This window comes from Erythrobacter sp. W36 (assembly GCF_057364935.1).
Genome location: NZ_CP200281.1, coordinates 1 through 22281 on the forward strand (window position 1 = coordinate 1; position 22281 = coordinate 22281).

Here is a 22281-nt window from a genome sequence, read left to right on the forward strand (position 1 = left end):
TGCTGCGGAAATTCAACGCCGATGGCATTCCGGCGGTTGCAGTGTTCCTGTCCGGTCGTCCATTGTGGATGAACCGAGAGATCAATGCTGCAGATGCTTTTGTCGCCTCATGGTTGCCCGGCAGTGAAGGTGCGGGCGTAGCCGACGTATTGTTCGGCTCGCGCGAGGCGACTGGCCGGCTATCGTTTAGCTGGCCCGCGGCATGCGAAGGCGAACCCCTAAATGCGCCTGAAGGCGCCTTGTTTGCTTTGGGTAGCGGACGAAGCTTGAGTGATACAGCGCCTCTGGCAAACTTGAGTGAAGACTGCGCGTTCCTAAGCAATGGCGCGGCTTCAGAATGGTACTTCAATGGCCGGTTAGCTGCGGGCTCCAGCGCAAGCGCAGGAGGCACAGATTTACCCAATTTACGCGGTGCAGCGGGCGGGATCGTAGCGCGTGGGATCGACAAGGATCGTCAAGAAGATGCACGCGAAATTACCTTTGGCCCGAACAGCGCGCTGACACTGTCCGGAGAGGGTAAAGGCGCATTTCTAATTACATACAATATCGCAGTCGCTCCGGCAGGCAGCGTCACGGCAGTGAGCGGAACCGGACCCTCGGCTGACATTACTGAGGGGCTAACCATTGCGGCAGAAAAGGGCTGGCGTGAGATGGTGCTGACGGAGGCGTGTCTGGCGTCTCCCGGCGGAAGCCTAACCATTGCGAGCGAAGCGCCTTTGCAGATCAGCATATCGCAGATCATGCGGCAAGAGCTGCCGGAAGGAACGCAGTGCTCGTTTTGAGGCGCTGATGCGTGAAGGCGAACTAGAACGCCAGCGACACGCTGGGCCTGTTACGCGGTGAACACGCGGCAGGAGAGAATAATCAAAGACGTGGGGTAAGCCTGCGCTTGAGGGAGACATTTTTGTGACGCTTGAGACGATCGATATAGTGATCATTGTTGGGTATGCGGTGGCGTTGCTGGGGATAGCCTTGGCGGTTAGCCGCGAGCCTAAGGGGCGCGATAAGAACACTGAGGATTACTTTTTGGCTAAGCCGCGCTTTGCCGTGGTGGGCGATTGGTGCCTCGCTGATTGCATCGAACATTTCAGCCGAACAGATCATCGGGCAGTCGGGCCAGGGCTTTGCCGTGGGCATGGCGATCGCGGCCTATGAATGGCAGGCGGCGCTGGTTCTGATCATCGTTGCGAAATACTTCCTCCCGATCTTTTTGAAGCGGCGCATTTATACGATGCCGCAGTTCCTCGAGCAGCGCTATGGCAGCGGCGTGAAGACGCTGATGAGCGTGTTCTGGGTCGCGTTGTATACGGCGGTCAACCTCACCACCGTGCTGTGGCTGGGCGGCCTTGCGGTGGAGAGCCTGACCGGCTGGGGCGTGCTCACATCGATGGCGGCGCTGGCGGCGTTTGCCGCGCTCTATTCGCTCTATGGCGGGCTGAAGGCGGTGGCGCTGACGGATATCATCCAGGTTGTGATCCTGATCCTGGGCGGCTTTGCGATCACCTGGTTTGCGCTTGATGCGCTACCAGCGGACGGCGCGCTGGGCGGGCTCAGCTATCTAGCGGGCGAGATGCCAGGGCACTTTGAGATGATCCTCGATAATGATCATCCGGCTTACAACGATCTTCCCGGCATCTGGACGCTACTGGGCGGGCTGTGGGTGCTGCACTTCAGCTATTGGGGCTTTAACCAGTACATCATCCAGCGCGCGCTTGGGGCAGAGAGCCTGGGCGAGGCGCAAAAGGGCTTAGCCTTTGCTGCTTTCCTAAAACTGGTTGTGCCGTTTATCGTGGTGATCCCGGGCATTGCGGCGGTCATTCTGGCTCAGCAAGGCGCGCTTGATGGCGCGGCTCTGGCTGAGCGTTCAGACCGCACTTACGGCGAGCTGATGGGCTTTGCGCCCGCTGGCCTGCGCGGTCTGGTGTTTGCAGCCCTAATCGCAGCGGTGGTGAGCTCGCTTGCCTCGATGATGAACTCGATCTCGACCATCTTCACCATGGACCTCTATCGCAGCGTGAAGCCCGATGAGACCGAGCAGCATTATGTGACCGTTGGCCGCGTCGCAGCCTTCACCGCAATGGCGCTGGCGCTGGTTCTGGCCCGGCCGTTCCTCGGCGGCTTTGAAAGTGCGTTCCAGACGGTTCAGGAATACACCGGCTATATCGCGCCGGGCGTTGTGATCGTGTTCTTGCTCGGCTTCTTTGACAAACGGGCCAATGCGGCTAAGCGCCTTTACCGCGCTGATCGGATCGGTTGCGCTCAACATCATCGTCAACTCGGTTCTGCCTGATCTGCCGTTTGTGGTGCGGATCTGGATCGTGTTCCTGGTTGGCTTGGTTGCAGCTGCCATCGTCTCACGTATGACGGCGGCACCCGATGAAGAGCAGACCGTCAAGCTGGGCGACATCGCCTTTGCCACCAGCGCGCTGTTCAACACGCTCGCCACCATCACCATCGCCATCCTCATTGGCCTCTACGCATACCTCTGGTAGGGGAAGAGGGAATGTCCAGATCAGAGCTCGATGATGAAAAGGTAACTTCAATGCCCACTTTTGGGTCGTAAGCTGCTGTCGCGTTTGTGACACTAATTGGCAATTCCGGTCGCGCCCGCGCCCACAAGCTTTGCGCTTTGGGGAGGACCAGCGCTTCTCTCGCTAAAAGAGTTCTGGCATGACGGGCGCTATGACCACCGAAATTGGCAACTCCCCAAATTGCCCTCCAGATCAGCAAACTCCGCCGGATCGAGGCGAACTCGGTTCACCGGCAGGGCCGGAGTCGCTGCATAAGCTGCACGAGGTCTTTGGATTCCACTCCTTCCGCGGCGTTCAGCAGCAGGTGGTGGATCGGATCATGGGTGGGCATTCGACGCTTGCGGTGATGCCGACCGGGGCTGGTAAGTCGCTCACCTACCAGCTGCCCGCCACAATGCTGGATGGCACCTGCATTGTTATCAGTCCGCTCATCGCGCTGATGCACGATCAACTGCGCAGCGCCGGCGCAAACGGCATCCGCGCGGCCACCCTGACCAGCGCAGATGAGAACCGCGCCGAAACGGTATCTCGGCTGCGCGCGGGTGAGCTCGATCTGCTGTATGTCGCGCCAGAACGGGCAAGCCAGTCCCATTTTCGGGAGCTGCTTTCGCAGTGTCAGATATCTCTATTCGCAATCGATGAGGCGCATTGCGTGTCTGAATGGGGCCACGATTTCCGGCCCGACTACCGGCTGCTGCGCCCGCTCATGGACCAGTTCGCCCATGTGCCGCGGCTGGCTCTGACGGCGACGGCGGACGCCCACACCCGTTCAGACATACTGACGCAGCTTGGGATTGCGCCGGAAGGGTTGATCGTCGCCGGATTCGATCGCCCCAACATCCGCTATGCGATCCGCCCGCGCGACCAGCTGACGCAGCAGTTGCGACGCCTTCTGGCCGAGAATTCCGGACCCGGGATCATCTACACTCAAACCCGTGCAGCGACTGAAAGGCTGTCCAAGGCGCTGTCTGACGGAACACGCGAAGTGCGTTGTTACCACGCCGGACTGACTGCCGACATTCGCGCAGCGAACCAAGCAGCCTTCGTCGAAAGCGAAAACATGGTGATCTGCGCCACGGTCGCCTTTGGCATGGGTATAGACAAGCCGGACGTGCGGTTTGTCGCCCATGCAGGTTTGCCGAAATCGATCGAGGCCTATTATCAGGAAACGGGCCGCGCCGGGCGTGACGGCGACCCCGCAGCGGCGCATATGTTTTGGGGAGCGGACGATTTCGCAAGGGCGCGCATGCGTGTCACCGATGTCGAGGAGGTCAGGCAGACAGGAGAGCGGACGCGATTGTCAGCCCTCGGCGCTTTGGTTGAAACCGGTGGGTGCCGGCGCGCCATCCTGCTGCGTCACTTCGGAGAGCAACCTGCTCAAACCTGCGGCAATTGCGACAATTGCTTGGAACCAGCCCGCGCTGTTGATGCGACGATTGCCGCGCAAAAGTACCTCTCAGCGGTGGCGCGCACGCGGCAGACTTATGGGTCAGGGTACATCGAGAGCATTCTAACCGGCCAATCCAGTGAGCGCAGCCGAACGCAGGGGCACGAGACGCTGTCGGTATTTGGTATAGTCGAAGGTGAGGAGGCTGCCTTGCTCAAGCCAGTTCACCGAGCACTGTTGGTACGCGGCGCATTGATGCCGACGGAACATGGCGGCTTAATGCTGGGACCGGAGGCGCGTGGTTACCTCAAGGGAGAGCAGCCGCTGGATCTGGTCATCCCGCCCAAAAGGGTTGGCGGGAAGCGGCGCAAATCCGGCTCGAGCCAGGCGCTCAACCCGGTCGGCGATCCGCTATTCGATGCCTTGCGCGAATTGCGCCGCGATCTGGCGAAGGAAAATCAGGTCCCACCTTACGTGATCTTCCACGATTCCGTGCTGCGCGACATGGCCGGGTTTAAGCCTCAGACCCGCGACGCGCTAAGCGAATTGCCTGGCGTCGGGGCGAAGAAGCTGGATGCCTATGGCGATGCATTCCTCACGGTGATCCGGTTGCATGATCGGTAGCTTTGGCACCTCTGGCTGCATCGTGTCGGGAGATACCTCATCTATTCGTTATAGAAACTGGGCCGATTGCGGACTGTCTGCTCTTGGCATTCGCAGTGAGCAAAGCCGCCGTTCCATTCATGACCCATTGCGGACGTTCGATCATGACATGAAGAGGAAAGAGACGGCTCTGCTGAATTTGCTAATTTGTTAAACGCAATCTGTAAAAATAAAGCTGACTTGTCCTAAGTCGTGCCAAATACTCTAACCTGTTATGCAGGTATGCCTAGACTTCAGCCTTCGGTTCGTGTCCACCAAGGTGAGTTATCAAGGCGCATGACCCCGGTTGGATTGGCTTGCGGTGGCAGGGTCGCCGTCAGGTCGACCTTTCTTCCATCAGGCCACATCATCAGCCAGCTCACGTGGTCAACCAGTGAAAGTGGAAGCGGATCAGCGGGGTGCATACTCATCATCGCTGATCGCAGCGCGTCTTCACCGCCCATTACGTCATCATGGTCTGATCTAAACGCACCAAACCAGACCGCGCGCGCGCCAATCTCAATTAGCGCTGCACCAAATCGGCGAAATTCTTGAGCGATCCGCTCGCTGTCTTGCTTTCTGAGATGAATCAGCGGGTCCATACCTACATGCCCAAAGCTCCCGATCAGGCCCGGCTCGCACTGGATTTCTACAGTGGCGCTGAGCTGAAAGCTAACCGCGTTGATAGGAGAAGCCCGCGAAGTAAGGAATTTTGCAGCGGCCATTGGGGTGGCAAATCCGTGCTGACCGTCTGCCAAGACCGCGCGAACTACCCACGGCACTTCGCCCAGAGCGCTGAGCAGCGGCAACACAAGTGGGCGCAGCGCGTGTTGAGTTTGTGGCCACAAGGGGCGAATTGGATAGAGATTGGCCATGTACGGATGGAACTAGCGACGTGGTCACTTAACGCAAGATGGTTCCACTTTGCACAAAGTCGATGCCTGCCTCGCGCAGTGCCCTTACCATGTCGTTCGAGAAGTCGTCGGCGTAGAGACGATAGCTGGCCCCTTGTGAAACGGCGAAGTCGCGCTGTGCGACGAAGTTGTCGAAAGTACGCTGGAACCGGTCGCTGCCTCGGTTCAGAAGGGTCGCTCCGCCCGTTTTGACTTCGGCGAACACCGTCCCGTTCCCCTGTTGGAAAATCACATCGAACTCTCGCCGGCCTCCGGGAATGGGGAAGGTTTTGTTGATGTCGACCAGTGTGCCGCCTAAATCTGCGATGCGGCCTGCCACCTGCAATTCACGAATTTTACCGATCAGTGCGCCCCACGTCGCCCTTGCGCGGTTAAAATCACCTGCGAGCACTTGCTCCTGAAATTGCCCCCAGGATCGACGAATATCATTGATTAAACCATCAGCCCGGCCAACAAGTCCACGCGGTAGCCGATCGCCCAATCTTGCCGCGTCAATGATAGTGTCAATCGCTTCGCCAATTTTCCCCAGCTTCTTCGCGGTGTCGAGCTGGCTAGGCGCCGGGAATGAGGTTAAGGCCGAAGTCGACCAGTCGATCGACCCACGTATAGGGAATACCGGTCAATTGGGCGAGTATAGTGCCGATCACCGCATCGGGCACGGTCTGCGCTGCCCCCTGACCCAGCCATACCAGCACAGCCGGGAGAGCGAACTCAACATCGATTTGTCGGCCGCCCACCGTGATCACTCCGTGATCGGGTACAGAGATAGTGAGCGCCAGTTCCGCCTCGGACAGCGGGCCACCCCGCTCAAGACCTGCCGCAAATGCACGGCCCTCGTCGCCCACTGCGTCGGGACCGCCTAAAACGGCGTCCAGATGATGCCCGATCTCTTGCGCCAGCACAGCCTGCATGGCGGCGGGGTCATTTCGTAACTGCTCGTTTAGGTAGATGGTGCCGCCATTCACCGCGCTATAAGCCCCAAGTGCGCCGCCCAAGGTTGCCTCATCCACAAACCTCAATTCGGCAGGCATCGGCAGAACACCGTCTTGTGCCTGCCGCGTCAGCTCAAATTGAAGCTCGGGCGATAGCTTTGAGCCGAACGCCTGCGACAGAACCGCCGCGAAGGCCTGCGGGTCTCGCGTTGCGAGATCAGCCGTGCGGGCTTGAAAATTGGCTAGTGCGGGATCGCTAGAGCGGAAGCCCGTCGAGGGCACATTGGTGCTCTGATAGGAAACGGACGAGGTCGAAAAGCTTATCGAGGTCATTGGAGTGGCCTTTATCATCTGCCACTGAGAATAGAATTCAGCTAGCCCCCTCGCTATCTGCATTCTGTATAGTCCGATATCCGCTCATCCCGATTTTGCCTCGCCCTGAGAGGTCGGTTCGCATTCAGCCCGTGCAACCTTAATGCGTGCAGAATAGATAGCGAATATGGAGGTAGGGCATTCAGTTTTGGGGCTTGAGGCACCGGTAGCGGAGCACCGCTTTTTCAGCTTGGCTGAGATCACCAACATAATATCGGCAATTGCGAGTTGTTAGCCACTTCGAGCCGTCGAATCGTAACTGAAATTGAGGGTGAAAGCGGAAGCTGGCGGAAGAGTTTTTGCGTGCGCCAGTCGAGATGGAAGGTCGCGAGCGGCGCAAGGCGAAAAATGCCGCTCGGTCGAACAGCACATATTTTTCGACCGAGGTGCTTTATCAATGTATTACACCCTGATACCCCTCTGCCAAACGGAGGGATTGTATTATGCTCGAGCTGAACGGCGTCACCCATGTTTATGGAAACGGGACGCGGGCCCTTAACAATGTATCGCTGACCATACCAAATGGGATGTTTGGCCTGCTGGGTCCCAATGGTGCGGGTAAGAGTACGCTGATGCGGACTGTTGCGACGCTGCAAACGCCGAGCGAGGGCACGATCAAATTTGGCGATATCGACGTGCTCGCGGCGCCTGAAAAGCTGCGCGAGACGCTTGGCTATTTGCCTCAAGACTTTGGCGTGTATCCGCGCGTTTCGGCCTACGACATGCTTGACCATATGGCTGTGCTGAAGGGCGTGGCGTCTTCCTCTGAGCGCAAAGACACCGTCGAAACGCTGCTTGCGCAAACAAACCTTTGGGACGTGCGCAAGAAGGCTATCGCTGGCTTTTCCGGCGGCATGCGGCAACGCTTTGGCATTGCTCAGGCTTTGATTGGCAACCCTCAGCTTATCATCGTTGACGAGCCGACCGCCGGGCTGGACCCGGAAGAGCGCAACCGATTCCTCAACCTGCTCGCCGAAATCGGCGAGAACGTGGTGGTTATCCTCTCGACCCATATTGTTGAGGATGTATCGGACCTTTGCCCGAACATGGCGGTGATCGTGCAGGGGGAAATCAAGCTTGAGGGCGCGCCAAAAGATCTGATCGATAGGGCGCGCGGCACAGTCTGGGCCAAGACGATTGACCGCTCTGATCTCGATAAGGTTCGGGAGCAATACGAAGTGATCTCGACCCGCCTTTTTGCCGGACGGACCATTGTCCATATCCTGTCAGACAATGATCCGGGGGACGGTTTTGCGAGCATCGACGGTGGGCTTGAGGATGTCTATTTCTCGACCCTCGCGCATTCGCGCCGTGATGTTCCTGCTGCTTCTGCTGCGGCCTGAGGAGAACCGGAATGTTCGGTAAGATCACCGCGTTCGAATTGCGCTATCAGCTGCGCAATCCGGTATTCTGGGTTGCCGCTATCATATTCTTTTTGCTGACGTTTGGCGCTGCCACCAGCAGTGACATTCAGATTGGTAGCGGCGGCAATGTCAACGCCAACAGCCCGCTCGCGATCATCCAGACACACCTGATTTTGACCGTATTTTTCATGTTCGTCTCCACCGCATTTGTGGCGAATGTGATCGTGCGCGATGATGAAAGCGGCTTTGGCCCAATGGTCCGTTCAACGCGGGTCGGGAAATTCGACTATTTGCTTGGGCGATTTTCGGGCGCTTTCTTAGCTGCGGCTCTCGCATTTGCGACTGTACCGCTGGCGATCTGGCTCGGTTCGCTCATGCCCTGGGTTGATCCTGAGACCCTCGGGCCGAACAAGCTATCGTACTACGCCAGCGCCTATTTCGTGTTCGCACTGCCGGGCATGTTCATGGTCTGCGCGCTGTTCTTCGCAGTCGCGACCATGACCCGGTCGATGATGTACACCTATGTCGCGGTTGTAGCGTTCCTGGTCCTTTGGACCGTTCTGATTTCGGCAGTTCAAGGGCGGCCAGACCTGCAGGATACAGCGGCATTGTTTGAGCCGTTTGGCCTTGGCGCACTTGCCAATGCCACACGCTATTGGACCGCGGCGGAATCCAACGTGCTTGTACCCGCGCTAGAGGGCGGATTGCTGGCCAATCGCATCATCTGGATCGGCTTTGCATTGGTGATGCTGGTCCTTGCCTATTGGCGTTTCAGCTTCACAGAGAAAGGCGTCTCTAAGCGCAAGCTCCGCCGGGAAGCGAAAAAGCAAGCTAAGCTCGCCAAGGTTGAGCCGCGCATTGTCGAAACTCTTCCAGCCCTGCGTCCAGAGAAGAGCGCATGGGCGCGATTGATCACCCGGACCCGGTTTGAGGTCGCGCAGGTCATCAAACACCCGGCGTTTTTCGTTCTGATCCTCGTTGGCCTGTTCAATACAACGGGCGCTTTGCTCCTCGGCAATCAGCTTTATGGCACGCCCAGTCGGCCGCTGACATTTACGGTCATTCCTATCCTGCAGGGCGGCTTCGGCATTATCCCGGTTATCATCGCAATCTATTACGCTGGTGAGCTGGTCTGGCGCGATCGCGATCGCAAAATGCACGAGCTGATTGATTCCACCTCGGTCCCCGGGTGGAGCTATATGGTGCCAAAGACGATCGCTGTCGGCGTTGTCTTGTTCACCGCACTTCTGGCCAGCGTCGTGTCAGCCGTCCTTATCCAGTCCTTCCGCGGGGTCACGCCAGAGATTGGCAAGTATTTCGATTGGTACCTATTGCCGCTGTCGATCAATATGCTGATCACTGCGATCCTTGCGGTCTTCGTGCAGGCGCTCAGCCCGAACAAGTTCGTCGGTTGGGGGATCATGGTGATCTACATCGTGGCGCAGCTTGTGCTGTCGAACCTGGGCTTTGAGCACCCGCTTTATCTCTACGGTTCGACGGGCGGAAATCCGGTTTCCGACATCAACGGAAACGCCGTGGGCGATGCTCTTGGTTGGGGGCTCAGGCTCTATTGGGGCGCCTTTGCACTGATCCTTGCGGTGCTCGCTCATCTGCTCTGGCGTCGCGGCGCTGACGCTGCGTTGAAGCCGCGCCTCAAACGTCTGCCCGAAGGCCTAAAATCGCCTGCGGGTGCCGTGTTGGGCGTTGGCGTCCTGCTCGCTGCTGTTACTGGCGGATATCTGTTCAACCAGATGAACCGGGTGGAGCAGTACCGGACGAGCGACGACAATGAGGCGACGCTTGCTGAATATGAGAAGAAGTACCTCCAGTACGAAACTCTTGTGCAGCTTAGCCGTCACACAAGTCAGCCTAGAGGTGGATCTTTTTCCTGAAGAGATCCGGATGGAGGCGAGGGGACGCTACGCTATCCTCAATGACACTGACGAGGTGATTGAGCAGCTGCATGTGCGTCTGCCAGATGCAGATGCCGAAATCCTGGGCATTGAGGTGGCGGGCGCTACGCTCGAGACCAATGACGAGAAGTTCAAGCACCGTATCTATCGGTTCGATGAACCCTTGGCGCCCGGGGCGACCAGCGAGCTGACTTTTGAGACTAGGCGCTGGCAACGCGGTATCCGTGCAAGAGGGAACGACACGCGCCTCGTGAAGAACGGCACCTTCCTCAACAATTCCGAATTCGCGCCGCAAATCGGCATGAACCGTTCGGGCCTGCTGCAAGACCGGGCGACCCGCCGGGAATATGACCTGCCATCAGAGCTGCGCCCTGCGCCGCTCGGGGACGAGGCATCGAGGCAAGAGAACTATGTCGGGGCCGATTGGGTCACAGCTGACATTACGGTCACAACCGATGCAGGGCAGACGCCCATTGCGCCGGGCGTGCGCGTTTCGGACGAGGTCGAAGGGGGCAGGCGCACCGCGCGTTTCGTTTCAGAGAGCCCAATCCTCTCGTTCTTCTCCATTCAGTCTGCGGACTATGAAATTGCGACCCGCAATGTCGATGGCGTTGAGCTTCAGGTCTATTATCACGAGACGCACGACACCAATGTAGAGCGCATGCTCAATGCTCTTGAGAAATCGCTTGATTACTACCGGGCGAATTTGGGCCCGTATCAATTCCCGCATGCACGCATCATCGAATTTCCCGGCTACGCCAGCTTTGCGCAGGCTTTCGCTGGCACGATGCCCTATTCGGAAAGCATAGGCTTTGTCGCCGATTACGCTGATGAGGGTGACATTGATGCAGTGACCTATGTTGTCGCCCACGAGGTCGCTCACCAATATTGGGCGCACCAGATCATCAGCGCCAACCAGCAAGGCGGGACGATCATGGTCGAAACCATGGCGCAATATTCGGCCATGATGGTGATGAAGGAGATCTATGGGGAAGACCAAATGCGGCGCTTCCTCAAATTCGAACTCGACAATTACCTGACATCACGCGGCGGCGAAGCGATTGAAGAACTGCCGCTGGTCCAAGTCGAGAACCAAGGCTACATCCATTACCGCAAAGGCGCTGTGGTCATGTATCTGCTCCAGGACAGGCTGGGTGAAGACCGCGTCAATGTGATGCTGTCAGAGCTGCTTGATCGCTATCGCTTTAAGGGCCCTCCCTATGCGATCTCAACCGATCTGGTGGAAGGCTTTGAAAGCCTCGCGCGGAACGATGAAGAGCGCCAGCTGGTCGAGGATCTGCTCCGCAAGATCACGCTGTATGACCTCAAGGTTGAAGAGGCCGAAAGCAAAGAACTGCCCGATGGTTCATGGGAAACCGTAATCACCGTCAGCGCAGCCAAATTCTATGCCGACGGCGAAGGCGCAGAGACAGAAGCACCTCTGGCGGACCAGATCGAAGTGGGCGCGTTTACCGCTCGGCCGGGGCTCGGGGCGTTCGATAAATCGAACGTGCTGCTGATGGAGCGCAAGCCGGTCAAAAGCGGAGAGCAGAAAATTCGGATCATCACCGACAAGCAGCCGACCTATGTGGGGATCGACCCCTACAACAAATATGTCGACCGCAATTCCGACGACAATCTGTTTGAGACTGGGTGATTGGCTCTTTGGGTTCGAAATGCCCAACTTCACCAAAAATGTGAAATGCCACACTTGGGCCACAGGCGGAGTTGCGCCTGAGCTTCAGTAGCTCATGGCTAGCAATTCTGATGCGGTGCAAATGGGCTTAGCAATTGAGCGGTTGATTGACTGCGCCTAAATCCTCTGCATCCGATCTTTGCGGGTCATTCGCGATTCAACTTGCGCGAGGTGCTCCATTCGCTTCAAAAGGCGTCAAGGGTTCGATTAGCGGATGGGAAGAGGCAATTTTGCCGATGAGTGTCGACAGTTCAAAACAGGCAAGCCGGCTGTTTCAGCCGGGAAACTCGGCGCGCGATGATTCTCGATAGCGCGGCTGAGCTGATCGCGGAAAAAGGCACAGCAGAGCTTTCTCTGGAGAGCATTGGGCAACATGCTGAGGTCAGCAAGACCCTAATGTACCGCTATTTCGGCAGCCTGATTGAGCTCTTGCGAGATTTGCTGGACCAAGAATTCAAGCACCTGCGCGACACACAGCTCCAAGCCTCCAAAGGGGTGGAGACCTATGAGGAACTGGTGCGCAACGTCACCAAGGCGTATTTGCGTTACATCGAGGATCGCGGGCTGATCATTGAGCGTCTACAAGCCTATCCCAATATCGCAGGCGCGCAGGACCCAACGCATTTTCGGCGGGAACCAGCGGTCCAATATTTTGCAGAGCTGACATCTGAGACATTTGGTATCTCGATGGAGATCGCGACCGCCAGCACAGAGATTTCCTTTGGTCTGCCAGCTGCGGCGGGGCAATATTTGATCAAGAGCGGCGCAGACCGCCAGACCGTTGAAGACATCACAGTCGCCATGATCCTAGGTGGAGTGATCGGGGTTAAATATGATGCGCTGGGTGCGAAGCAAAAACTGAAGTGGCCTAGCAGCGCCAAGTCCCAATCAAGCGAGGGAAAAAAGAAAGGGCGCAAAGACAGCTAGTCACTGCGCCCCTCTTTAGTGGGTCAGCGTCGAACGGGTCAGAACTTAAAGCGAACAAGACCGCCGTAAGTGCGTGGCTGGTTGCGGAAGCCAACCAGCGATCCAGGTTGCCCAACTGCCGGAGAGACGATGTTCAGATATGCTGCATCGGTCAGGTTGCGTCCCCAAATTGAAAACTCGATGCCGTTTGTAAGACCTAGCGTAACCGAGGCGTTGAGCGTTTCAACGGCGCGCTTGAAGTCAGAAACACCGTTGACAATCTCAACATTGCTTTCCGTCAAATAGTCGGCATGGAAGCTTAGTGAGTTATCGTTGCCCAGATCCGCCGTGTAAGTGCCACCAACAACGACAGACCATTCTGGAACACCGGATGGCCTTTCGCCGCTGAGGTCTGCTGGAACAATCGTAAAGGCTGGTGACAACGCCGTTCCGCCCGTGAATGTATCGAACACGGAATCCAAATAGGTAATCCCTGCGGTAAAAGTCAGCTCTGGTATGGGTGAGATCCTAGTGTCGAGTTCAAAGCCCCGAACCGATTGTTCTTCGGCGTTACCAAGGATGAAGCCAGTGCCAGTGAAGACGTTCGCCTGGAACCCTTCGAGGGTCTGGTCGAAGATCGCGAGATTGAACGAGAAGCCGTCCCATTGGCCCTTCACACCGAGTTCGTAGACCTCCGATTCCTCCGGCCCCGCAAAGCGCGAACCTGTGGTCAGGTTTGCAACCGCTAAGCCAGCGTCGCGGATTGGAGACGCGGCTGGCGCAGGAGACTGGAAAGGCGAACCTGGAATGAAATCCGCTGCAAAAGGCTGAGCTGTCGTTCGAGAGATTGAAGGATGATGCCTTAAATCCTGTCGCATAGGTCGCATAGACGCTGAGGTTGTCTGACGCATCATAGGCGAGGCGGAAGGTGTAGGCGAGATCGGTGTCGCTTGTCCGCCCGTCTTCAACCGCATTGGGAAAATTGAGATAAGGCGGATTGAATTGCAGACCCCGTAAAGCGAGAAACGGGTTGGTTGCCGGATTTGAAGCCAAGACCGATGCTTGATCAGGTGTTGCGCCTTGGAAGATTGCGGCATTGAAACCCGCCTGGACTAAGTCAATGCTTGAGAACACATCGGTGCTCACATTGTTTGAGACGGCCTCTTTCTCGTCGTCGGTGTAGTTGGCACCGACTGTGAAGGTCAGATCATCAGTGATCGCCAAGTCGATCTGGCCAAAAACTGAAAAGGCCGTGTTTTCGTAAGCATAACCGAGGTTGCGTCCTTGGCCCACTCCACCAAATTGGCCTTCGGGAATACCGGGAACCAGCGCGCGCAAAGTCGGCTCAAGCGCGCTGTAAGCGCCGCCGGTGACTGCATTGGCGAAAAGAAGAAACCCCTCACCGTTACCGAAGTCTGAGGTTTGATCGATTTCTTCATGAAAGAAGAAACCGCCCACAAGGAAATTTAGCGGTCCATCAAAATCAGACGCAACCCTGACTTCACCTGTAATGGTTTCTAGGTCCACCTCATTGATGTTGGTTCCGATCGAATTGAGACTGGTGAAATCGCTGTCCTGGTTAACAAACGAGTCTGTGCGTCGATAAGAACCGATCCCAGTCACGTCAATATTGCTCAACGCCCAATCAACTTGAAGAGACAGGCCATAGTTTTTGAGGCGGTTCGTTGGCGCGAAGTTCACTGTGCTTTGCAAGGACAGAGGCTCATCAGCGACAAATTGCCCGCCTAGCGCTCTTACCAGACCGCCGACTGGACCATCGACAACATTGGTCGCTCCGCAGCAAACCTCATCAATTTCATCGTAATCGGCAATCAAACGAAAGCTGAGGTCAGTGCTAGGCTTAAACAGCAATTGTCCGCGAACGCCCCAGCGATCCCGGTCGTTGATATCCTGATCAATGATGAAGTCTTCGATGTATCCATCGCGGCGATTGAGAGTGCCCCCAATGCTAAAGGCGACAGTCTCACTGATTGGTCCAGTGATGTTGGCCTTTGCTACAATCGCGTCGAAATTTCCGTAAGAGAGCTCTGCGCTCCCACCGAATTCAAATTGCGGCTCGCGTGTGACAACGCTGATAATCCCAGCCGAAGCGTTCTTACCGAAAAGGGTTGATTGCGGACCGTTCAGAACTTCGACGCGCTGGAGGTCGGGCAGGTCAGATATCTGCGAGCCCGCACGGCTGCGATAGACCCCATCAACGAACACGCCAACAGAAGGCTCAATGCCAGGGTTGGCGGCGCCGTTGCCAAATCCGCGGATGATGAAGTTCACGTTGGAAGAAAGACTAGACTGGCTGACCCGCAGGGATGGAACCAAGGTCTGGATATCGAGCAAATCGCGAACTTGTGCATCCTCGATCTCTTCAGCGGTTGTCACTGAAACTGCGATCGGCGTTTCCTGCAGCGTGGCCTGACGCTTTGATGCAGTGACCACGATTGAATTGCCGTCAAAAGCATCATCAGTGGGCGACTCGGCATCCTGAGCCAGCGCTGGAGCGCCCGCGATCGAAAACGCCAAAAAACTAATGCCTGCAAGCAGCTTGCGGCTCGAGTCCTGCATAAATCCCTCCCATATATAAGTGGTATTATTTTCCACTTGTGGGGCTTTGATGATGGAAAATTCGCCCGCATTCAAGCAAATTCCATCATTTTGTTGACTTGGAGTGTATTTAACCCTTAGTCCATGCAGCAGCTTGCAAAGCCAGCAAGCTGATTTTTGACGGCTCGAAAGGCGAATATGAAACTCTCTACAGTCACGCTCGGCGCTGCATTTCTGCTCGCAGCTTGCGGTGGGCCGCAAACCTCTGAACTGCCAGACGACTCGGTGATCAAAGGTGTCAGCTACGTTGGAGCGAGCGTCAGCGACCTCGACAAAACGGCTGAGCTTTACAGCGCTTCGGTCGACCTCGCGGTGGTCGACGATGCGCCGATCCGAGAGAATCCATTGTTCGATCAAGTCGTCGGTAGAGACGGCGTTGAAGCAGAGACTCGGATGATGCGCAGCGTAAATGCACAAGTGCGCTTCATGTCCTTCGCCAATCAGTCTGAAGAGGCCAAGGCGACGCCCCACATGGACGTTCAAGGGCCCGGCATCATGCATGTCTGCTATCAGGTCGACCAAGAAACACAGGCCTATGACAAATTTCTGGCTGGCGGCGCTCAATATTTGGGTGACCGCGAATTGCAGCAGCTCAACCCGAAAAATCCGGTGTATTACGGATACTCACGCGACTTTGATGGTTTGATCGCCGAGATCGAAGAGGTCGACATAGCTCAGCTCGATCTGCCGACCCCACCGAAAAACAAATATCGCATTCGGCACGTGTCGCTTGCCACGCCTGATATTGACCGTCTGATCGGGTTTTATTCTGTCCTGCTAGGCCAGCCAGAACCGCGCCGCTTTGGCCAATGGCCGTTCTTCCGCATGGGCGGGGAAAAGAGTGACAAGGTTGGCGGGCTCGACGGCGGCGAAGGCGAGGCCGCATGGTTCCAGATCCGCAATCTGGAGCTGGAGATGTTTGAGTTCCACAGCCACCCAACCGAAGACCGCGAGACACCGCGTCCGATTGATGCCTTTGGCTATAATATGATCGTGCTCGACGTGTCCGATATGGCGGCCGCCCGCGAGCTGTTTGTCAAAGCCGGCGGGACCGTGGTGACAGAACCCGGGCCCATGGACGGCGGAGAAATCATGTTCGGGCGAGACCCAGATGGCAATCTGATTGGGCTGCAAACTGCGCCCACTGATGCGCTCGTCTCGTCGCGAAATTTCAAGAACAACGGGATTGAGTAAAGGGGTTTAATATGTTCGATCTAAGCGATCACGTTTCCATCGTAACCGGCGGAAACGGAGGACTAGGCCTCGCTTATTGCCGCGGCCTGGTAAAGTGCGGTGCCAAGGTTGCCGTCTGGGGCCGCAACGAGGCCAAGAACACCGAGGCGATTGCCGAACTGCGCGAAATGGGCGGCGACGTCGAGGCGTTCCAATGCGATGTAACCGATGAAGCCAGCATCGCCGCGGCATTCGCGCAAACGCTGGAGCGGTTCGAGAAAGTCGATAGCTGTTTTGCCAATGCTGGCGGCGCTGGATTTAGGGGTATGTCACACCAGGTTGGGCGTCAGGCCTGGCTCAATGCGATTGACCTCAATCTGATGAGCGTTGTGCAAACATGGGCGCCAGTGACCGAGCATATGCTTGCACAGAAGATCCCAGGCCGTCTCATCGTGACCTCTTCCATTGCCGCGCGCGCAGGCAGCGGCGGCGCTGCTGGCTATTCGACCACGAAGGCGGCCGTCATTGGTCTGGTTCAAGCCTTGGGCGTGGAGCTTGGTCAGGCAGGCATTCGAGTGAATGCGATCATGCCGGGCTTTATCGAGACTGAAATGTCACTTGATACCAGTCAGGCGTTCCAGGACGCGGCCCATCGCCGCTCTGCAATCGGCCGGATCGGCGAATTGGAAGACATGGAAGGTATCGCGGTATTTCTGGCATCGCGCCAGAGCGACTTCATGACCGGCCAAGGCGTCGTTCTCGATGGCGGTGCGAGTGTCTTTCCGCTCTAACAGATCACAAATCTAGCCAATGCAAAACGACAGGAATTGAAACATGACGATCTCCAACGTTCTGCATTGGCTCTTCATCATTATCTTCGCCCTTGTGGGCTTGTTGCTGACCGCAGGGGGCGGCTTTCTCGTCTACCTCGGCGGCAGCTTCTATTACATCTTAGCTGGCCTAACCGTTCTGGCGGTCACGGTGCTTCTTATCAGAAGGAGCGTAAAGGCGGCGAAGCTCTATGCGCTGCTGCTCGGCGTGACGCTGATTTGGTCGCTGTTCGAAGCTGAGCTGCACCTGCTCGGATTGCTGCCGCGCTTGGCGATGTGGCTCGGCCTTGGCCTTTGGTTCCTCACGCCGTGGTACAAGACCTCTTTGAACCGCAAAGCAAAGAACGCAGAAGCAGCCGCGCCAGAGATCACTTTCAACCGCTGGTGGATGGGCGCTCCTGCCGCAGCATCAGTTGCCGCACTGCTCGTCGCCGGACTGCAAAGCTACGATCAAAACAGCCAAGGGACTGTCCGTTCCGATGATCAGATCGCCGCATCGGACGACTGGCGCCACTATGGCAACACCGCAGGCGGAACCCGCTTTGCAACCGTTGAAGACATCAATGTCGAAACGGTCGGCGGCCTGAAAGAGGTCTGGCGTTACCGGACTGGCGTGGAAGAAGACTTCAAGGCCACTCCGCTCAATGTCGATGGCAGGCTCTATCTGTGCGCCGCTCGCAATGTGATGATCGCGCTCGATGATGCGACCGGTGCGGAAATCTGGCGCTATGATCATGGGATCCAGCCCCCGATGGAAAACCAATATGCCCGCACCTGCCGGGGCGTAGGCTATCACGAAGCGCCTGAAGGCTATGCGGGCCAATGCGCCAAGCGCGTGGTCACCTCCACCGTCGATGCGACAATCATCGCCGTTGATGCCGATACGGGCGAGCTGTGCTCCGATTTTGGTGATGGCGGGGTCGTCGACCTGTGGGAAGGCATGGGAGATCATGAGAGGTTCGAATATTGGGTGACGTCATCGCCTCTCGTGGCAGGCAATAACCTCGTTATCGGCGGCCAGGTCGCTGACTCTCAGAACCTTGGCTTGCCCTCCGGCGTGGTGCGCGCATTCGATGCGATGACGGGCGAGCTGACATGGGCATGGGATCTCGGAAATCCCGGTAATAATGGGCTGCCAGCAGAGGGCGAGACCTACACGCCGGGCACGCCGAACGTCTGGTCAATCATGAGCTATGATGCGGAACTGGGTCTGATTTACGCCCCGACCGGCAATCCTTCGCCGGATTATTTCGGCGGCGCTCGCAGAGACTTTGACGAGGAATATTCCTCCTCAGTCGTGGCGATTGATGCCGCCACAGGGCAGGCGCGCTGGAAGTACCAGATCGTTCACCATGACGTGTGGGATTACGACATGCCCGCCCAGCCGGTGCTGGTCGATGTTGAGCGTGATGGGGAGCTGGTCCCGTCGGTGGCTGTGCCGACCAAGATGGGCGATATCTTCCTGCTCGATCGCCGCGACGGATCACCGGTCCATCCGATCGAAGAAAAGCCCGTGCCAAGCACAAGCGAGATCGAAGGCGAGCGCTTGGCCGCAACCCAGCCGGTCTCGCCGCTGCCTAACTTCCATCCGTATCGCTTCGAGAAGGACATGTGGGGCCTGACCCCAATTGATCAGATGGCGTGCCGGATCGAATATCGCACGATGGACTATGAGGGGATGTACACGCCCCCTTCGCTCGCGACCGGCATCACCAACACCGGCACCATGCTCTATCCCGGCAATTTTGGCGGCTTTAATTGGGGCAGCGTGTCGGTGGACGCAGACAATGGCTTGCTGGTGGCCGCACCAATGATGCTCGCCCACCGGCTGGTGATGGTCACACCGGAGCAAGTGGCAGAAGCGGGGCCTCTTGCTGCGCTTCTGCTCGGCGAAAGTCACCCTGCCGTTCGCATGTCTGAAGACGACCCTATGCCGCCGCTCGGCGATGCAGATCCTGATGACCCATACGATATCCGTCAGATCAAGGCCTATGGTTATCCCGCGCCCTTTATGTCGCGGCTCGGCACTCAGGTGCCGTGTTTTGAGCCGCCGTGGTCGCGCATTGCAGTGATCGACCTCAACACCAAGGAGCTGCTTTGGAGCCGCCCTGCTGGCGATATGAGCCAGTCCGGCCCTTTCGGCCTGCGGTCGGGCATACCTTACGATGTCGGCACTGCGGTTCGCGCAGGTACGCTGACAACGCGCGGCGGGCTGACGTTCCTCAGCTCCACCATGGACGCCAAAGTGCGCGCCTTTGATGTGCGTACGGGCGAGGAAAAGTGGGAATCGGATCTGCCCGGCAATGGCCTCGCGACCCCGATGACATACCGTTCACAGCAGAGCGGCAAGCAATATGTGATTGTCACAGTGCCCAATCCAACATGGCGTTATCCGCGCGATCCGGCGACCAATGAGTACATTGACTCGCAAAGCCCGCGCGATGGCAAGGGCGGCTATGTGATCGCCTACGCGCTGGAGGACTAACGCGCTTCCTGCGCAGCGCTTGCTTCAGAAGCCCGCGCAATATGCTCGCGTATCGCTAAGTTGACTTCAGGTGCCATTCGGACGTGCGGCCAATGCCCTACGTCTGGAAACATCAGCAAGGTGGGGTCATCAGAGAGTTCAATCAGGCGGTCAATCGCGCTTTGGTTGAATATCTGATCATCCTCGCCCCAAATATAGAGCGCGGGCATACTCACCAGAGCATTGCGCGATGGCCAGAAGTCGCCCTCGGTAATTTCGTCTGGATGCGGGGCATTCGCGCGGTACCAATTGATATGCGCATTGGTCCGTTTGGGATCGCTGGTGCCTTGGCTAAACAAAGCCCCCTCTTCCTGCGTCAGCTTCTCAGCGTCCACCAGAGGACGGTAGGCGCCGTTGTAAATCGTCTCATCAGTGCTCAGCGCGACGAGCAAAGCTGGGTTGGCGGATTTGAAGCGCTCGACATAGCTGGCGGTTGCGCGCGCACTCTCGTCTTGCTCAAGCGCATGGAGGCTGGCGTTCATGGGCGGTGCGCTGAGGCCGGTTACCGACAGCACCCGGTCAGGGTTACGCTGGGCAAAGCCGATGGCAAAGGCAGAGCCCCAATCGTGGCCGACCAAGTGAACTTTCTCCGCTCCCAAATGGTCGATCAGCGCCTCCAGATGCGCCGCCATCGCTTCGAGCTTGTAGCTTTCAACATCGCCTGGAGCATCGGACTGACCCGCTCCAAGCCCATCGACCGCGACAACGCGGTAATCCCCTTTGAAATCATCGACCTGCCGCAGTAATGAGAACCAGAAGGACGGAAAGCCATGGAGGAATACCACCGTCTCTCCCTCACCGCCCTCGATGTAATGCAGCGCCGCGCCCTCACGCTCAAAGTAAGCTTCGCGAAGCTCTACGTCAGTCTCATCCTTGCCATTGAGATAGGTCAGAGCCGGATCAGGCGCGCTGCGGTCAACCGAAATGGGCCAGCTCACCCAAGCGAACACAGCCAGCGCAAGCACCGCCAAAAGACCGCCAAGGCCCAGAACAATCCGCTTCGTCAATGCCACCGCAGTTTCCTCATCCAACCAAAGGGGATTAGGACCACAAGTGGACAAAAAGTCAACTAAATGATCTGTCGCGGAGGCGAACGTCTTGTTGGCTGATCCGGGAGGATGCTTGCCACTTGCCGCGTGCCCTAAAGCTGCTAGCTTTCGCTGCAATGCAACAAGGGGAATTCGCTTGAAACTGCCGGTTATCGCTCTCGCTTCGTCATTGCTCCTTAGCTCAACTGCCCTCTTGGCGGAGACTGTTGTCGTCAAGGCGGACAGCATGGTCGATGTCGAAAGCGGGCGGTTGCTCGATGACCCGGTGATCACAATCACCGACGGCGTGATCACGGGGGTTACATTTAGCGAAACGGTCTCCGCAGAGGCTGATGAGGTCATTGATCTCGGCGATATGACCATTTTGCCCGGCCTGATCGACATGCATGTTCACCTCACAAGCGACTCTGATACACACGGGTATCGCAGGCTCGCGATCTCTGATGAGCGCGCGACGATCACGGGCGTGGTGAATGCCGAGACCACGCTGATGGCTGGCTTTACGACGGTGCGTAATGTTGGCGCGGGCAGTTTTGGTGATGTCGCATTGCGCGATGCGATTGCGGAGGGTGATGTGCCTGGACCTCGCATGTTTGTCTCTGGCCCTCCGATTGGGATTACCGGCGGGCATTGCTCAGACAACAACCTCCTACCGCCTGAGTATGAGGCAACCGGCGAAGGCGTGGCGGATGGCCCGTGGGCCGCGCGTTCCAAAGTCCGCAAGAACCGCAAGTTTGGCGCGGATTTGATCAAGACCTGCTCGACCGGCGGTGTCCTGTCCAAAGGCACAAAGGTTGGTGCGCCGCAATACACTCTGGAGGAGCTAACCGCGCTCACCCAAGAGGCGCACAGCCACGGGATGAAAGTCGCCAGCCATGCCCACGGAACCGAGGGCATCATCAATGCCCTGAAGGCGGGCGTCGATACGATTGAGCATGCCAGCTTCATCGATGACGAAGGCATCAGGTTGGCTAAGGAAAGCGGCGCTTTCCTATCGATGGACATCTATGTGACCGAGTTCATCTTGGGCGAAGGAGAGGCTGCGGGTATATTGCCCGAAAGCCTCGAGAAAGAGCGGATGACGGGCCAGACGCAGCGCGAGAATTTCCGCCGCGCTCACGAGGCCGGTGTGAAAATGGTGCTGGGCACTGATGCTGGGGTCTATCCGCATGGCGACAATGCAAAGCAGCTCTCGCGCATGGTACGATTTGGCATGACCTCCGCCGAGGCGTTGCGGGCAGCGACATACAATGCGGCCGATGCCTTGGGGCAAAAAGGTAATATCGGTATGATCAAGACGGGTGCGTCAGGCGATATCATCGCGGTGCGCGGCAATCCTCTGGAGGATATCTCGCTGCTCGAAAACGTGACTTTCGTCATGAAGCAGGGCGAGGTGTACAAGTCTGAGTAGCGATAAGAGGCAGGCCAC

The 22281-nt window shown here is 57.4% G+C and carries 17 protein-coding genes and 1 pseudogene; 12 read left to right on the forward strand and 6 right to left on the reverse strand.

Translation table 11 applies throughout. The annotated features are described in order from the left end of the window. From AC0V6U_RS00005 to recQ, 4 genes are all read left to right on the forward strand, one after another. On the forward strand, positions 1–782 hold a 782-nt coding region (locus AC0V6U_RS00005), incomplete at its 5' end, for a glycoside hydrolase family 3 C-terminal domain-containing protein (protein WP_486169324.1). A 260-nt stretch (positions 783–1042) separates the two neighbouring features. Then, positions 1043–2290 (forward strand): sodium:solute symporter family transporter, encoded by a 1248-nt coding sequence (locus tag AC0V6U_RS00010; protein ID WP_472644211.1) that lies wholly within the window; start codon positions 1043–1045, stop codon positions 2288–2290. Further along, complete coding sequence (locus AC0V6U_RS00015; protein ID WP_472644212.1) at positions 2217–2492, forward strand: hypothetical protein; 276 nt, start codon at positions 2217–2219, stop codon at positions 2490–2492. Before AC0V6U_RS00010 ends, AC0V6U_RS00015 begins: the two co-directional genes overlap by 74 nt. A gap of 178 nt (positions 2493–2670) precedes the next feature. Further along, the gene (gene recQ, locus AC0V6U_RS00020) at positions 2671–4542 is read left to right on the forward strand and encodes a DNA helicase RecQ (RefSeq protein ID WP_472644213.1); all 1872 of its coding nucleotides are present in this window, start codon (positions 2671–2673) and stop codon (positions 4540–4542) included. 272 nt (positions 4543–4814) lie between these two features. Here recQ and AC0V6U_RS00025 read toward each other — a convergent pair whose 3' ends face one another. From AC0V6U_RS00025 to AC0V6U_RS00035, 3 genes are all read right to left on the reverse strand, one after another. Further along, a complete protein-coding gene (locus AC0V6U_RS00025) occupies positions 4815–5162 on the reverse strand; it encodes a hypothetical protein (protein WP_486169325.1) in 348 nt (115 codons plus the stop codon). 301 nt (positions 5163–5463) lie between these two features. Then, positions 5464–5955 carry a hypothetical protein gene (locus AC0V6U_RS00030; protein ID WP_472644215.1) on the reverse strand — a complete coding sequence of 164 codons (492 nt, stop codon included), beginning with the start codon at positions 5953–5955 and terminating at the stop codon, positions 5464–5466. A 70-nt stretch (positions 5956–6025) separates the two neighbouring features. Next, on the reverse strand, positions 6026–6739 hold the full coding sequence (locus AC0V6U_RS00035; RefSeq protein WP_472644216.1) for a hypothetical protein: 714 nt from the start codon (positions 6737–6739) through the stop codon (positions 6026–6028). A 482-nt stretch (positions 6740–7221) separates the two neighbouring features. Here AC0V6U_RS00035 and AC0V6U_RS00040 point away from each other — a divergent pair, with 482 nt between their 5' ends. From AC0V6U_RS00040 to AC0V6U_RS00055, 4 genes are all read left to right on the forward strand, one after another. Beyond that, on the forward strand, positions 7222–8121 hold the full coding sequence (locus AC0V6U_RS00040) for an ABC transporter ATP-binding protein (protein ID WP_472644217.1): 900 nt from the start codon (positions 7222–7224) through the stop codon (positions 8119–8121). An 11-nt stretch (positions 8122–8132) separates the two neighbouring features. Beyond that, a complete protein-coding gene (locus tag AC0V6U_RS00045; RefSeq protein WP_472644218.1) occupies positions 8133–10034 on the forward strand; it encodes an ABC transporter permease in 1902 nt (633 codons plus the stop codon). Beyond that, on the forward strand, positions 10018–11712 hold the full coding sequence (locus tag AC0V6U_RS00050) for a M1 family aminopeptidase (RefSeq protein ID WP_472644219.1): 1695 nt from the start codon (positions 10018–10020) through the stop codon (positions 11710–11712). Before AC0V6U_RS00045 ends, AC0V6U_RS00050 begins: the two co-directional genes overlap by 17 nt. Positions 11713–12048: 336 nt before the next feature. After that, entirely contained in the window at positions 12049–12678 is a 630-nt protein-coding gene (locus AC0V6U_RS00055; protein ID WP_472644220.1) for a TetR/AcrR family transcriptional regulator, read from the forward strand. Between the two features lie 38 nt (positions 12679–12716). On the opposite strand, the gene AC0V6U_RS00060 is transcribed toward AC0V6U_RS00055, so the two are convergent. Together AC0V6U_RS00060 and AC0V6U_RS00065 are read right to left on the reverse strand one after the other, a co-directional pair. Then, positions 12717–13631 (reverse strand): TonB-dependent receptor domain-containing protein, encoded by a 915-nt coding sequence (locus AC0V6U_RS00060; protein ID WP_472644221.1) that lies wholly within the window; start codon positions 13629–13631, stop codon positions 12717–12719. Then, positions 13555–15237: pseudogene (locus AC0V6U_RS00065) on the reverse strand (TonB-dependent receptor); the annotation flags it as partial. The gene AC0V6U_RS00060 and the pseudogene AC0V6U_RS00065, both read right to left, overlap by 77 nt. Positions 15238–15414: 177 nt before the next feature. On the opposite strand from AC0V6U_RS00065, the gene AC0V6U_RS00070 reads away from it, so the two are divergent. From AC0V6U_RS00070 to AC0V6U_RS00080, 3 genes are read left to right on the forward strand one after another with little or no spacing between them, the layout of a single operon-like run. Continuing rightward, positions 15415–16470, forward strand: coding sequence for a VOC family protein (locus tag AC0V6U_RS00070; RefSeq protein ID WP_472644222.1), 1056 nt, complete (start codon positions 15415–15417; stop codon positions 16468–16470). 11 nt (positions 16471–16481) lie between these two features. Continuing rightward, positions 16482–17240, forward strand: a complete 759-nt coding sequence (locus AC0V6U_RS00075) for an SDR family NAD(P)-dependent oxidoreductase (RefSeq protein WP_472644223.1) — start codon at positions 16482–16484, stop codon at positions 17238–17240. A gap of 43 nt (positions 17241–17283) precedes the next feature. Then, on the forward strand, positions 17284–19764 hold the full coding sequence (locus tag AC0V6U_RS00080; RefSeq protein ID WP_472644224.1) for an outer membrane protein assembly factor BamB family protein: 2481 nt from the start codon (positions 17284–17286) through the stop codon (positions 19762–19764). Here AC0V6U_RS00080 and AC0V6U_RS00085 read toward each other — a convergent pair. Then, the gene (locus AC0V6U_RS00085; protein WP_472644225.1) at positions 19761–20816 is read right to left on the reverse strand and encodes an alpha/beta fold hydrolase; all 1056 of its coding nucleotides are present in this window, start codon (positions 20814–20816) and stop codon (positions 19761–19763) included. The genes AC0V6U_RS00080 and AC0V6U_RS00085 overlap by 4 nt on opposite strands. Before the next feature lie 172 nt (positions 20817–20988). On the opposite strand from AC0V6U_RS00085, the gene AC0V6U_RS00090 reads away from it, so the two are divergent. After that, on the forward strand, positions 20989–22263 hold the full coding sequence (locus tag AC0V6U_RS00090) for a Xaa-Pro dipeptidase (RefSeq protein WP_472644226.1): 1275 nt from the start codon (positions 20989–20991) through the stop codon (positions 22261–22263). The last annotated feature ends 18 nt before the right edge of the window (positions 22264–22281 follow it).

Bases quoted from the DNA above. Each gene is read 5' to 3' on its own strand.
- AC0V6U_RS00015 (WP_472644212.1), top strand. From the start codon at position 2,217: ATGCGGCTAAGCGCCTTTACCGCGCTGATCGGATCGGTTGCGCTCAAC.
- recQ (WP_472644213.1), top strand. From the start codon at position 2,671: ATGACGGGCGCTATGACCACCGAAATTGGCAACTCCCCAAATTGCCCT.
- AC0V6U_RS00025 (WP_486169325.1), bottom strand. From the start codon at position 5,162: ATGGACCCGCTGATTCATCTCAGAAAGCAAGACAGCGAGCGGATCGCT.
- AC0V6U_RS00035 (WP_472644216.1), bottom strand. From the start codon at position 6,739: ATGACCTCGATAAGCTTTTCGACCTCGTCCGTTTCCTATCAGAGCACC.
- AC0V6U_RS00040 (WP_472644217.1), top strand. From the start codon at position 7,222: ATGCTCGAGCTGAACGGCGTCACCCATGTTTATGGAAACGGGACGCGG.
- AC0V6U_RS00045 (WP_472644218.1), top strand. From the start codon at position 8,133: ATGTTCGGTAAGATCACCGCGTTCGAATTGCGCTATCAGCTGCGCAAT.
- AC0V6U_RS00055 (WP_472644220.1), top strand. From the start codon at position 12,049: ATGATTCTCGATAGCGCGGCTGAGCTGATCGCGGAAAAAGGCACAGCA.
- AC0V6U_RS00060 (WP_472644221.1), bottom strand. From the start codon at position 13,631: ATGCGGTTGAAGACGGGCGGACAAGCGACACCGATCTCGCCTACACCT.
- AC0V6U_RS00070 (WP_472644222.1), top strand. From the start codon at position 15,415: ATGAAACTCTCTACAGTCACGCTCGGCGCTGCATTTCTGCTCGCAGCT.
- AC0V6U_RS00075 (WP_472644223.1), top strand. From the start codon at position 16,482: ATGTTCGATCTAAGCGATCACGTTTCCATCGTAACCGGCGGAAACGGA.
- AC0V6U_RS00080 (WP_472644224.1), top strand. From the start codon at position 17,284: ATGACGATCTCCAACGTTCTGCATTGGCTCTTCATCATTATCTTCGCC.